The following is a 12,600-nucleotide window of genomic DNA, read 5'->3' on the forward strand; positions in this document are numbered from 1 at the left end:
GCCCTCAGCGCAACAGCGGCGCGGGCCACCTGGGGTGCGGCACGCGTACCGTAGACGTCGTGCCTGATATTCCGTTCGGTTTCGCGCTACCGGGTGGGCAGCCGCCCGACCCCAACGACCCCGCGCAGATGCAGCAGTTCATGTCGCAGTTGCAGCACCTGCTCTCCGCGCCGGGAAGCGGGCCGGTCAACTGGGACCTGGCCCGCCAGGTCGCGGCCAGCCAGCTCGCCGCGGCGGGCGACCCGGCGGTCTCGCCGTACGAACGCAACGCCGTCGAGGAGGCGCTGCGCATCGCCGACCTCTGGCTGGAGCCGGCATCCGCGCTGCCCTCGGGCATCCGGACCGTGGTGGCCTGGAACCGCAACGAATGGATCTTCAAGACTCTCGACGTCTGGCGCAAGCTGTGCGACCCGGTGGCCAGCCGGATGGTCGGCGCGATGGGTGACCTGGTGCCGCCGGAGGCCCGCGCCCAGCTCGGCCCGATGCAGTCGATGGTCGCGACGCTGGGCGGCGCGCTCTTCGGCGGTCAGCTCGGCCAGGCGCTCGGTTCGCTGGCCGCAGAGGTGCTCTCCGCCGGTGACATCGGCCTGCCGCTCGGCCCGGCCGGCACGGCCGCGCTGATCCCGGCCAACATCCGCGGCTACGGCGAGGGCCTTGAGCTGCCCGAGGACGAGGTACGCCTCTACGTGGCGCTGCGTGAGGCGGCGCACCAGCGGCTGTTCGAGCATGTGCCGTGGCTGCGCGGGCACGTGCTCAACGCCGTGGAGACGTACGCCGCCGGCATCCGGGTGAACCGGGAGGCGATCGAGGAGGCGATGGGCCGGGTCGACCCGACCGACCCCGAGTCGATGCAGGCCATCGCCCTGGAGGGCATCTTCACCCCGGAGGACAGCCCGACGCAGAAGGCGTCATTGGCCCGATTGGAGACCGCGCTGGCCCTGGTGGAGGGCTGGGTCTGCCACGTGGTCGACGGCGCGGCGGCCGGTCGCCTGCCGAACGTGGTGGCGCTGGGCGAGGCGTTCCGTCGGCGTCGGGCCGCCGGTGGGCCGGCCGAGCAGACCTTCGCCGCACTGGTCGGGCTGGAGCTGCGGCCCCGCCGGCTGCGGGAAGCCGCGGCGCTCTGGGCGGCGCTCACCGAGCACCGGGGCATCGGCGGCCGGGACGCGCTGTGGGGACACCCCGATCTGCTGCCCTCCGACGACGACTTCGCCGACCCGGTGGCCTTCGCCATGGCCGATGTCGACCTGATGGCCGAGCTGGAGAACTTCGATTTCACCGCCCCCGGCGGCCCGGAGGAGAAGGCCCCGGGCGAGCAGGACCGCCGGGACGACCCGAACGGCGGCGACGCCACCTCCTGACCACCGGCACCGCTGGGCGGGATCACGCAGCCGGCCCTGTCCGCGCAGGTCCGGCCGGGTTGAGCGCCGCGCCGGGCTGGCCGGGATCAGGACATGTTGGGCCGGCTGACGCCGGACAGCAGGGCGCGGGTGTTCTCCCACCCGCTCAGAGCCGGGTCGAGCCGGGCCAGGTCCGCCGGGCCGCGCAGCCGGTGCCAGGACGGCGTGACCGCCAGGTCACCCGGGCGTGGCGCCGCCGCGCGCACGGCGGCGGGCACCACGGCGTCCAGGTCCAGTGCCGGCAGCCAGGGCGGTACGGGCAGCCGGGCCGCCGCACCCAGCAGTCCGGAGCCTCCCTCGACAGGAGCGACCGCGACCGGACGGCTGGTAAGCGGACGCAACAGTTTTCCGATGGTGAGCCCCGGCAGGTCGGGAGCGTCTGCGGCGATCACTGCCGCCTGCTCGTACCGGCCCGCCGGACGGTCGTCACCCGACGCCGATCCGGCCCCGCCGGCCAGCCCGACACCGCCGACCGGCTCGGCCTCGCCGACCAGACCGGTCAGAGCGGCGAACACGGCGTTCGGGGTGGGTTCGGGCACTTCGTAGACGCTGGTACCCGGCCAGATCACCGCGTCGGCCAGCCAGCGGTCGTCCGGGGTGACCGCCACTGCGGTGTCCACCTCGTTGAGCGTGGCGAGCAGGTCCACCACGTCCTCGGCGAGCGCCGTACGCCAGTGGACCGGGTCCACGCCGGGCGGCGCCCAGGTGACCGGCGCGAGCAGAGCCACCACCACACGTCGGGGCATCCCCCGACCCTACGCCGACGGCGCATCGGCGTGCTCGCCGGCGTCAGGGGGTGCCGGAGACGGCCGCCACGCCCTCCAGATAGCCCCGGGCGCGTTCGGTCTTCGAGTATCTGCCGACCAGGGCCCAGAAGTGCGCGTTGTGACTGGGCACTATGAGGTGCACGAGTTCGTGCAGCAGCACGTAGTCGATGACCCAGTCCGGCATGTCCTGGATCCGGTGCGACAACCGGATGGACCGGTCCGCCGGGGTGCAGGAGCCCCACCGGCCGTTCTGGTTGCTCACCCACCGGACGCTGGCCGGAAGGGCCTGCGTGCCGTACTCGGCCAGGTACAGATTGATCAGTCGCTCGGCTCGGGCCAGCAGTTCCGCGTCGGAGCGGGCCAGGCGGCCCTCCCGAGCGGCGAGCCGGGCGAGCATCCGGTCGACCCACTCGCTCTCCTCGGCCCGGGAGAACTGGTCCGGGATGAGGACGACGACGCGCTCACCGTCGCGGTAGGCGGACACCGTGCGTCGCCGGCGCTGGCTGCGCCGTACCTCGACGACCGGCTTCCGCGGCCCAGCCATCAGTGGACCGCGCAGCCTCGGTTTGCTGTCACGATGGCAAGCTAATGCGTTGTGACCAGGGGTCCGCAAGGGTCAACCCCCGACACGCGTCCGAAAAATGCCGATTGGTCGCCAGGAGTCCTGAAAAAAATCTGGCCAAGTCGACGACGGGCATCACGATCACCCTTCGTGGTGGCCGGTGAGCTGTAACGCTGGCGCCCGCACCACGCTAGGTGATCATCGCAGCAGGCCGCCGAGCCAACGAACCCGGCCCCGCCGTACCGGCACCACCAGCGCATTTGCGGGCCCCCGGTCGGCGTGTCCCCGCGAAACTGACTGATCTGGCCCGATTCGGCGTGCACACTCTCGACGTCGCCTTGCTCACAGTGGCAAAGCGCAGCTGACATGGAACCGCCCACACCTGGGTAGGGTCCGCCAACCAGCGGTCACGTGGGTGGCCGCGGAAAAACCAGCGCCGGACGCCGTACGCGACCGCCGCCGGAAACCCGCCGGACCGGTATCGACCGGCGGACGAGACGAGGAGGGCAACGTGGCCGACCAGGCCCAGACCTACAACGGTTACTGCGTCAAGTGCAAGGAGAAGCGGGATTTCGAAGGCCGCGTCGAGGTCTCGAAGACCGGCATGAACATGGCCAAGGGCAAGTGTCCGGTGTGCGGCACAACAGTGAACCGCATCCTGGGCAAGGCCAAGGTCTGACGTACGCGCCCGACGGGCGGGGGTGGCCGATGGCCGCCCCCGCCCGTCTCGCTCACTGTCGGACTGCGGACTCCAGTTACCTGCCAGTTGTGGATATCTCGCCAAATCCTGTGGACAGCCCTGGATCTGAAGCTGGCCACCTGTGGACAACGATCGACGCAACGCATGGACTCGGTCACCATTCGTGCCCATGCAGCCGTCCCCGCCCTCGCCCCGTCCCACCCTGCTCCCCGGGCTCAGCCGCCTCTGGCGCGACCGGCACACCCTTCAACTCGGGCTCGACCAGGAGCGTGCCGTCCTCGTGGAGATCGCGGACCCGCGGGCCGCGGGCCTACTCGACCTGCTCGACGGCACCCACAGCGAACGGCAGGTGCTGACCGGGTCGGGTGCTCGTGCGGAGCACGCCCGCACTCTGCTCGACGCCCTGCGTGCCGCCGGCCTGGTGGTCCCGATGCACACCCTCGTGCCCCGCGAGCTGACCGGAGCGCGCCGAGCCCGGCTGGCCACCGAGGCCGCCGCGCTTGCCCTCGCCACCGCCCAGCTCCCGGGAACCCCCGCCCAGGTACTACGTCGCCGACTGGCCAGCCGGGTCACCGTCACCGGCGCCGGCCCACTCGGTGCCGCCATCGCCATCGCCCTGGCTCAGGCCGGCGTCGGCCACGTCCATCCCGATCTGCCCGGCTGTGTCCGGTCGATCGACCTGGTCGGCACCGGCATCGCGGCGAGTGAGATCGGCCGACCGCTCGGCCGGACGGTCCAGGTCGCCGTGGCGCGATCCGCGCCCGGTACGGGCACCAGTCCGCTGCGCCGGCCACGACCCGATCTGGTGATCCAACTGGGCGCCGACCGGCCCGCCGCGCTCCTGGCCGCCGGCCACGCGCAACGGCGACAACCGCACCTGCTGGTCGACCTCCGGGAGGGTGTTCCGGTGATCGGGCCGCTGGTCCGGCCGCCCGAAGGGCCCTGCCTGGGCTGCCTCGACCTGCACCGCACCGACCGCGATCCCGACTGGCCCGCGCTGGCCGCCCAGCTCGCCAGCCGCCCGGCCACACCGAGCTGCGCCGCGAGCATCCTGTTGGCGGCTACCGCGTTCGCGGTCGGCGAGGCCCTGCACCAGCTGGACGGAGGCACGCCGGAAACCCTCGGCGCCGCCGTCGAGATCGCGTCACCGGGCAACCTCCGGCGCCGTCACTGGCCGCCACACCCCCGCTGCGGATGCTCGCGTACACCGACGGCTGGTGGCCAGCCCGGCCGCACAGCAGCAGCGGGGGTACGGAGTCAGTAACAATGGCCAGGTGACCGACATCCCGCGCCGGGCCGTCTCCCGGACCGCCAAGCTCGCCGCTCTGCCGCTCGGCTTCGCCGGTCGGACCGTCCTCGGCATGGGAAAACGCGTCACCGGGCTCGCCTCCGACGTGATCTCGGCGGAGATCCAGCAGCGTACCGCCGAGCAGTTGTTCAGCGTCCTCGGCCAGCTCAAGGGTGGGGCGATGAAGTTCGGCCAGGCGCTGTCGGTCTTCGAAGCCGCCCTACCGGAAGAGATCGCCGCGCCCTACCGGCAGGCCCTGACCAAGCTTCAGGAGGCCGCGCCACCGTTGCCGGCCGCCAGTGTGCACCGGGTGCTGGCCGAGCAGCTCGGCCCCGGCTGGCGAGACCGGTTCGTGAGCTTCGACGACTCGCCGGCCGCCGCAGCCAGCATCGGTCAGGTGCACCGCGCGGTGTGGCGGATGCCGGACGGCACGGACCGCGCCGCCGCCGTCAAGATCCAGTATCCGGGTGCCGGTGACGCCCTGCTCGCCGACCTCAAACAACTCTCCCGACTGGGCGGCATGTTCCGGGCCATCCAGCCGGGGCTGGACATCAAGCCCCTCCTGGTCGAGTTGCGGGAGCGGATCACCGAGGAACTGGACTACGAGTTGGAGGCGGAGTCGCAACGCGCCTTCGCCACCGCGTACGCGGACGACTCCGAGATCTACGTACCGATGGTGTTCTCCGCCTCGCCCCGGGTGCTGGTCACCGAATGGGTCGAGGGCACGCCGCTGGCCGACATCATCCGGGAGGGCAGCGAGCAGCAGCGCGACGAGGCGGGCCGGCTGATGGCCACCCTGCACCTGTCGGCCCCGATGCGGGCCGGGCTGCTGCACGCCGACCCGCATCCCGGCAACTTCCGGCTGCTCCCCGACGGTCGACTCGCGGTGATCGACTTCGGTGCGGTGGCCCGGATGCCGGAGGGGACACCGGAACCGATCGGCCGCATCGCGGGGCTCGCCCTGCGGGGCGACGCCGACGAGGTGGTGGCCGGCCTGCGGGCCGAGGGCTTCGTCAGCTCCGACGCGCCGATCGACGGTCAGGCGCTGCTGGATTTCCTGCGTCCGATGCTGGAACCGATTGCCGTCGACGAATTCCGGTTCACCCGGGCCTGGCTGCGAGCCGAGGCCGCCCGGCTGGCGAATCCGCGCTCACCGGCGTACCAGTTCAGTCGGCAGCTCAACCTGCCGCCGTCGTACCTGCTCATCCACCGGGTGACGCTCGGGTCGATCGGCGTGCTGTGCCAACTGGAGGCCAAGGCGCCGTACCGCGGCATCCTGGAACGCTGGCTGCCCGGCTTCGCAGCGGTCAACTGACCGCCGCGACACACGTCGGCGGGCGAGGACCTGAAGTCCTCGCCCGCCGATTCGATGTCTGGTGTTACAGAACGCCCAGTTCGCGGGCCGATCGGGTACGGCTGGCCATGGCGACGGTACGGGCGGATCGGGTTGCCTCAGTGCTCGTGGTGGTACGACCGGCCTGAGGCCGGAGCATTCGAGCCCTCGACAACGCTTCGTGAAGTAGTTGCATCTCGGCGACTCCGCTCAGCAGGGGCAGCATGGGATTCGGCTTTCTCTCGGCCGGTGCGACACCGGCGGGACTGGTTCGGTTCGGGAACATGTCAGGCAGCCAGCCGGACGGCGCTGCGCGAGGTGGCGAGGCCGTTGGCCGCCAACCGCGCCTCGGCCTCGACCCGCAGTGCGGCGTCGCGGGCGAGGTCCTCCTTGCGCGGGCGACCACGGGGCCGCTTGCGCGGGACGACCGCGCCACGCTCGAAGATCTCGCCACCCCAGACGCCCCAGGGCTCGGCCCGCTCGACCGCACCGGCGAGGCACTCGACGCGCAGCGGGCAGTCCCCGCAGAGCGTCTTGGCCACGTCCAGGTCGTTGGGTGAGTCGGAGAACCACAGGTCGGGGTCGAACTTCCGGCAGGGCAGGTTCGCCTCGATCTCGACGTTCAGGTCGAGCGGGGCTAACGCCAGACTCATCTCCCGGTCACCTCTCTCTCATCTCGATCTCGTGGATCGCTGGTCCGATGTGCTTCGGCGGTGCAAAAAAACTGAGGCCGCGGATCCCGGTATGCGGGTTCCGCGGCCTCGAGGTGAGCCGGTGGTCTGTTGATCAGACCGGTCTACCTCGAGGTGGAACACCGCGGACGTCCATCCGCTTGACGGCGCCATCGACGCCCTTGCCCGTGAAGCCACTGGTCCCCTGGAGTCCACGCTGCGTCGGTGCGAGGATCAGCTCGGCCTGAACCTCGACCCGGTGCACCTGCGGAGCCCACGGTCGCGCGGCGGCGACGGTAGCCCGACCGACCGACAGTGGAGCCACGGCGATGGTCAGGGCAGCAGACAGCGGAGCGACGGCAACGGGCAGCGCCGTCGGACGCTTATTGATGTAGCTCTCCATCGATGCCACCTCCTTGACGTTCGCTCGTAGTCGACTCGGACATTCCCCGATTGAGCAGCCCGAACAGGGCCCCCTCCGAGGTGTGTCCTGAGGCTATGCCTGCCGACCGGGCGAGGGCAAACGAATTAACGGCCGGATTCAAAAAGTTTTCTGCGGGCAGATTTCGTCGACCGCGGCGCCCTTCACCAGCGCCAGCACGGCCTCGCCGTACAGGCCCAGCTTCCGGGGGCCGATGCCGGCGATGGCGACGAGTTCCTCGACCCGGCCCGGGCGTCGTTCGGCGAGCGCGACCAAGGTGGCATCGGTGAAGACGACGTAGGCAGGCACCTTCTGCGTGTCGGCCACCCGGGACCGCCACTCGCGCAGCCGCTCGTGCAGCTCGTCGTCGATGTCCGAGGGACAGGTCGCACAGCGGCCGAGCTTGCGGTCCGGCCCGGCGAGCAGGGTCGTGCCGCAGATCCGACAGGAGACGATCCGGTTGGCGCGCCGCTGCGTACCGGGTGCCGGGCGGGTACCACCGGCCCGCTCCGCCGTACCGGACGGGGACAGCTGGGGCAGGAAACGACAGGGCCGCCGGGCCCGGCCACCCGGCGAGCGCGCCGAGGCGTACGACAGCCAGAGCCACTGGCGGGCCCGGGTGATGCCGACGTAGAGCAGCCGCCGCTCCTCCTCGACCTGCTCGACGGTGCGTGCGTACGTGGTGGGCAGGGTGCCCTCGGCCAGGCCGACCAGGAACACCGCGTCCCATTCCAGGCCCTTCGCCGAGTGCAGCGAGGCCAGGGTGACCCCCTCCACGGTCGGCGCGTGCTGCTGTGCCGCCCGCCGGGCCAGTTCGTCGGTGAAGTCGGCCAGGGTGACCGGGCGCTCGACGGTGGCCGCCACACCGAGCGGCAACAGCTGCGGGGTGGCCGCGTACTCCTCGGCGAGTTGGACCAGCGCGGCGAGCGCCTCCCACCGCTCCCGGGCGGCCCCACCGGGCGGCGGCGAGTCGGGCGCCCAGCCGACGGCCGCCAGCGCCTCGACCACCGCCACCGCCAGCGGCGTCTCACCGGGGATGGACCGGGTGGCCGCGCGCAACGCCACCATCGCCTGGCGTACCTCGGGCCGCTCGAAGAACCGCTCGGCCCCCTGCACCACGTACGGCACGCCCGCCTCGGCGAGCGCCTTCTCGTACGCCTCGGACTGCGCGTTGGTGCGGAACAGCACGGCGATCTCGCGGGCCGGTGTGCCGGCGTCGACCAGGACCCGGCAGCGCGCCGCCACCGCGTTGGCCTCCGCCGCCTCATCGGTGAAGATCCGCACCTCCGGTGCGGGGCCGGCGGGACGCTGGCCGACCAGTTCCAGGCGTAACCGTGCCTCGGTGCCCCGTGCCTGTGAGATGACCGCGTTGGCCAGGCCGACCACCTGCGGGGTGGAACGGTAGTCGCGAACCAGCCGGACCACGGTGGCGCCGCGGTGCCGGCGCGGGAAGTCGACCAGGTACGACGACGTCGCTCCGGTGAACGAGTAGATCGTCTGGCTGGCGTCACCGACCACGGTCACGTCGTCCCGACCGCCCAGCCAGGCGTCCAGCAGCCGCTGCTGCAACGGGTTGACGTCCTGGTACTCGTCGACGACGAAATGCCGGTACTGGTTGCGGACCTGCTCGGCGACGTCCGCGTGCTCCTCGATGCCCCAGACCGCGGCACGCAGCACGTCCTCGAAGTCGATTACCCCATTGGTGCGCTTGAGTTTCTCGTACGCGGCGAAGACCTCGGCCACCTTGACCGGCTCGTACGGGGTCTCGCGCAGCGCCTTGGCCGCGGCCACCACGTACTCCCCCGGCTCGACCAGACAGGACTTGGCCCACTCGATCTCACCGGCGAGGTCGCGGGCGGCCGTGCGGTCGGCCCGCAGGCCGGCCCGGGCAGCGGCGAGGGTGACCAGGCGGACCTTGCTGTCCAGCAGTTCGGGCATGGCCCGCCCGTCGAGCAGCCGGGGCGCGAAGTAGCGCACCTGACGCAGCGCCGCCGCGTGGAAGGTGCGCGCCTGCACTCCCGCCACACCCAGCTGAGCGAGCCGGTGACGCAACTCTGCGGCGGCCCGGGCGGTGAAGGTGACCGCGAGCACGTGCCGGGCCGAGATCTCACCGGTCAACGTCCGGTACGCGATCCGCGACGTGACCGCCCGGGTCTTGCCGGTGCCGGCGCCGGCCAGCACGCAGACCGGCCCGGCGGGGGCGGTGACCGCCGAGCGTTGCTCCGGGTCGAGCCCGGCGAGCACGCGTTCGGACGCGGTGTTGACCAGCACAACGGGGAATTGTCTCAGCTGCCCCGGACGTTGCAGCGGATAGGCCGAGCCTGGTCAGCGAGCAACCGGGCCCGACGTGGGAGGATCTGACCATGCTGACGATGTACTCGACGCCCTGGTGCGGCTACTGCCATCGGCTGAAGTCGCAGCTCGACCGGGAGGGGATCGCCTATCAGGTGGTCGACATCGAGCAGGATCCGGCCGCCGCGGATTTCGTGATGAGCGTCAACGGCGGTAACCAGACCGTCCCGACGCTGCGTTTCGCCGACGGCAGCGCGCTGACCAACCCGTCGATCGTCCAGGTCAAGCAGCACCTGGCCGGCATCGCCGCCTGACGACGCCAGTGGCGGTCCACCTTGAGGAGAGGTGGACCGCCACTGCTGTCAGCGCGAAGGATCAGAAGTCACACTGGTTCGGGAACGCGATGCAGGTGGTGATCGTGGCACCCCGCGCGGGGAGCTCGTTGTACCGGTCGGCGTCCACGTTCGCCAGCGAACCGTCGCTCATCGCGTTGATGATGCCCCAGAGGCCGTTGACGTTCTGCTTGACGAGGTAGCCACCGCTCTTCTGGCCGATGCCGCCGCGCGACTCGAAGAACATCGCGTTGCTGCGCCAGTTGGCGTACTCGCCACGCGGGCCGGGGCCGTTGAGCATGGCGGCCGAGACGACGCCCTCGGGGATGTTGATGTACGGGTAGAGGGTCGTCTCGACCACGCCGCTCTTGTTGGCGGCGTCCGCGGCCGCGACGCCCATCCGGCGGACGGTGTCCCACTGGCTCTGGGTGAGCATGCCGGGGTCGAGCGAGATGCCCACCGAGAAGGTGGTCATCTTGTCGGTGTCGTCGCCGACGTAGTACGTGCCCTGGTGGTGCAGGTCGATCATGTGGTGCGGCTTGAAGTCGGCCCAGGCGTACCAGAACTGCTGCGACTCGACGGCGCGGTACTGGGTGTAGTTGGTGAAGTTCCGCTCGGTCAGCGGGGCCTCGCCACGGCTGGCCCGGACGCTGTTGATCTGGTCGAAGATCTGCCGGTCGACGCCCCAGTCGCGGTTGAGGTCGATGCGGTGGACGCTGTCCTGGCGGCGGTACTCCTCGAAACCATCCGGGTTGTAGATCGGGATGATCGCGAAGCTGATGTTCTTCAGGACCTCCTGCGCGTGCTTCCCGCCGGACACCAGGGTCTTCAGGAAGTCCAGCGAGGCTTCGGCGCCGTAGGGCTCGTTGCCGTGGATCCGGCCCTGGATCCAGACCCGGGTCTCACCGGTGCCGATGAAGGCGATCTCCAGCGGACGGTCCCGGCCGCTACGGCCGATCTCCTCGATCCGGAGGGCGCCCTTGCTGCGGGCCGCCATCGCGTGCATTTCGGCGGAGACCTCGGCGGCGCTGAGGATCGAGGAGCGGTTGAGGGTCTCCTGACCCGGCGGGACGAACGGCCCGTTCGCGTTGGCCACCCCGGGCGCCACCATCGGGGCGAGGAGAAGCGCGGCGATCAGGGCCACATGGCGGCGGCGTGGTCTTGTCACGGTTGTGACGTCCCTTCTGAGATGTGTCGCGGCAGCGCCAGCCAGACATCGTTGCGGCCCCCGTGCGCCGTACGCGCTGCGTGCTGGCCTGGCTGCGGCCTTCCTCACCGGAAGGCGGTGCGGGTGTGATCATTGAACGGGGGGCGTTTTCGCAGGTCAAGAGCCGATGTCAAGTTCCGTCGAATGTGCAGGTTGTGACGGGGAGCACTCCTCGGAAGTTCGGCGACTGGCGGACAGGCTTCCCCGTAGACCCGCTGCAAGGCGGAGAAATGATCAGATGACCAGGTTGAGTCCAGTTGCGCCGCAATAGCGGTGCCCGAGGGCAGTAGTCACCGCCGTACCGCCGAAACGGGCGCGTTCCCGTCTTTCCGGTCGTCAGGGGTGGGGTGCGCGCGACCGTCGAGGGCGGGGCGTGGTGCCGGGATCCGGGGGCGCGCCGGCTGCCCGGCCGGTGGGCTGAGGTGGCGCCCGCGCCAGAGGTAGCCGGCGGCGAGCAGGGTGGCCACGCCCACCAACGCGAACACCAGCCGGTAGTCGAGCACACCGACGACCAGGGCGCCGGCACCGATCGAGAGCGCCTGCGGGGCCCTGACCACGGCCTCGGAGGCAGCGGCGACCCGGCCGAGCACTTCGGGCGGGGTGCGTCGTTGGACCAGCGTGTTCAGGCCGACCAGAGTCAGCGGCAGCGACACACCGGCCATCAGCACGGCGGCGCAGCCGAGCCACACGTTCGGGTACGCCAGTGCCAGTGCCGCCGGCCCGAAGAACGCGACACCGGCAGCGAGGGTGCCCAGCTCGCCGACCCGACGCAGCACGGCGGCCGAGAACAGACCGCCGACCAGGCCACCGACGCCCTGCACGGTGACCAGCACGCCGACGAACGCCGCGTCCCGGCCGAGCCCCTGATCGACGTACGCGAAGATGAGCGACTCGGTGAAGCCCATCACCAGCGAGCCGAGCCCGTAGCCGACCAGGGCCCGCCGGATCGCCGGCTCTTCGACGAGGTGGCGCAGACCGGCGACGAGCCGATTCGGCCAGCGCCGCGCGGTGGTGCACGTGTCGGTCGGCGGGTCGGATGACTCGGCGATGCGCAGCCCGCCCACCACGGCGGCGGCGATCAGGAAGCCGGCCATCCCGACGGCGGCCAGCATGCCGCCACCGAGCAGTGCGTAGAGCCCGGCACCGGCCAGCGGGCCGATCAGCCGCAGACCCTGGCGAACCGTCTGGAGCGCCCCGTTGGCCTCACCGATCAGGTCGGCGGGGACCAGTTCCCGGATCAGCCGGCTGAGCACCGCGCCGACCGTGAGGTTCGACAGGCCGTAGAGGGCGGCCACCCCGTAGATGATCCACATGTCGTCCGCGTCCCGCACCGCCAGGAGCGGGGTGAGCAGCAGCGCCATGGCGAGGTTGGTGACCACGAAGACGCGACGCCGGGGATAGCGGTCGACGAACCAGCCGACCAGCGGCGCGAGCACCCGTGGAGCGATGATCACGAAGATGGTGGCACCGGCGAGGGCGTCCGATCCGGTCAGATCCTTCACCCAGATGGCGAGTGCCAGCAGCAGCATCGACTCTGCGGTCATGCTGGCCAGCAGTCCGCCGAAGAGCAGGCGGAAGTCCGGGCGTCTCAGGACGGTGCGCATTTATCCCTCCGGGGGTGGCGCGACGG

The 12,600-nt window shown here is 71.1% G+C and carries 12 protein-coding genes; 5 read left to right on the top strand and 7 right to left on the bottom strand.

All coding sequences use genetic code 11. The features are described 5' to 3' along the window. Positions 1-59 precede the first annotated feature (59 nt). Positions 60-1,358, top strand: a complete 1,299-nt coding sequence (locus AB0M35_RS08430) for a zinc-dependent metalloprotease (protein ID WP_363743107.1) — start codon at positions 60-62, stop codon at positions 1,356-1,358. A gap of 86 nt (positions 1,359-1,444) precedes the next feature. Here AB0M35_RS08430 and AB0M35_RS08435 read toward each other — a convergent pair whose 3' ends face one another. Together AB0M35_RS08435 and AB0M35_RS08440 are read right to left on the bottom strand one after the other, a co-directional pair. Further along, positions 1,445-2,143: a hypothetical protein gene (locus tag AB0M35_RS08435; RefSeq protein WP_363743109.1), complete on the bottom strand. Its 699-nt coding sequence runs from the start codon at positions 2,141-2,143 to the stop codon at positions 1,445-1,447. A gap of 43 nt (positions 2,144-2,186) precedes the next feature. Beyond that, positions 2,187-2,708 (bottom strand): M48 family metallopeptidase, encoded by a 522-nt coding sequence (locus AB0M35_RS08440; RefSeq protein WP_363743111.1) that lies wholly within the window; start codon positions 2,706-2,708, stop codon positions 2,187-2,189. A gap of 529 nt (positions 2,709-3,237) precedes the next feature. Between AB0M35_RS08440 and AB0M35_RS08445 the strand changes: the two genes are divergently transcribed. The 3 genes from AB0M35_RS08445 to AB0M35_RS08455 all read left to right on the top strand — a co-directional run bounded on the left by AB0M35_RS08445 (position 3,238) and on the right by AB0M35_RS08455 (position 6,029). Next, positions 3,238-3,405 (top strand): DUF5679 domain-containing protein, encoded by a 168-nt coding sequence (locus tag AB0M35_RS08445; RefSeq protein WP_012014940.1) that lies wholly within the window; start codon positions 3,238-3,240, stop codon positions 3,403-3,405. A gap of 190 nt (positions 3,406-3,595) precedes the next feature. After that, a complete protein-coding gene (locus AB0M35_RS08450; RefSeq protein ID WP_363743112.1) occupies positions 3,596-4,690 on the top strand; it encodes a TOMM precursor leader peptide-binding protein in 1,095 nt (364 codons plus the stop codon). A gap of 10 nt (positions 4,691-4,700) precedes the next feature. Then, positions 4,701-6,029: an AarF/ABC1/UbiB kinase family protein gene (locus tag AB0M35_RS08455; RefSeq protein WP_363743113.1), complete on the top strand. Its 1,329-nt coding sequence runs from the start codon at positions 4,701-4,703 to the stop codon at positions 6,027-6,029. Between the two features lie 305 nt (positions 6,030-6,334). On the opposite strand, the gene AB0M35_RS08460 is transcribed toward AB0M35_RS08455, so the two are convergent. From AB0M35_RS08460 to AB0M35_RS08470, 3 genes are all read right to left on the bottom strand, one after another. Continuing rightward, the gene (locus tag AB0M35_RS08460; RefSeq protein WP_363743116.1) at positions 6,335-6,700 is read right to left on the bottom strand and encodes a WhiB family transcriptional regulator; all 366 of its coding nucleotides are present in this window, start codon (positions 6,698-6,700) and stop codon (positions 6,335-6,337) included. 133 nt (positions 6,701-6,833) lie between these two features. After that, positions 6,834-7,121, bottom strand: a complete 288-nt coding sequence (locus AB0M35_RS08465; protein ID WP_363743118.1) for a hypothetical protein — start codon at positions 7,119-7,121, stop codon at positions 6,834-6,836. 138 nt (positions 7,122-7,259) lie between these two features. Then, positions 7,260-9,410: an ATP-dependent DNA helicase UvrD2 gene (locus AB0M35_RS08470; protein WP_363743120.1), complete on the bottom strand. Its 2,151-nt coding sequence runs from the start codon at positions 9,408-9,410 to the stop codon at positions 7,260-7,262. Positions 9,411-9,502: 92 nt separating this feature from the next. On the opposite strand from AB0M35_RS08470, the gene AB0M35_RS08475 reads away from it, so the two are divergent. Continuing rightward, positions 9,503-9,745 (top strand): mycoredoxin, encoded by a 243-nt coding sequence (locus tag AB0M35_RS08475; protein ID WP_013735762.1) that lies wholly within the window; start codon positions 9,503-9,505, stop codon positions 9,743-9,745. Positions 9,746-9,806: 61 nt separating this feature from the next. Here AB0M35_RS08475 and AB0M35_RS08480 read toward each other — a convergent pair whose 3' ends face one another. Together AB0M35_RS08480 and AB0M35_RS08485 are read right to left on the bottom strand one after the other, a co-directional pair. Next, the gene (locus AB0M35_RS08480) at positions 9,807-10,931 is read right to left on the bottom strand and encodes a M14 family zinc carboxypeptidase (RefSeq protein ID WP_363743122.1); all 1,125 of its coding nucleotides are present in this window, start codon (positions 10,929-10,931) and stop codon (positions 9,807-9,809) included. A 329-nt stretch (positions 10,932-11,260) separates the two neighbouring features. Beyond that, the gene (locus tag AB0M35_RS08485) at positions 11,261-12,574 is read right to left on the bottom strand and encodes an MFS transporter (protein WP_363743124.1); all 1,314 of its coding nucleotides are present in this window, start codon (positions 12,572-12,574) and stop codon (positions 11,261-11,263) included. Between the last annotated feature and the right edge of the window lie 26 nt (positions 12,575-12,600).

The organism is Micromonospora sp. NPDC051196, assembly GCF_040682415.1.
GTDB lineage: Bacteria > Actinomycetota > Actinomycetes > Mycobacteriales > Micromonosporaceae > Micromonospora.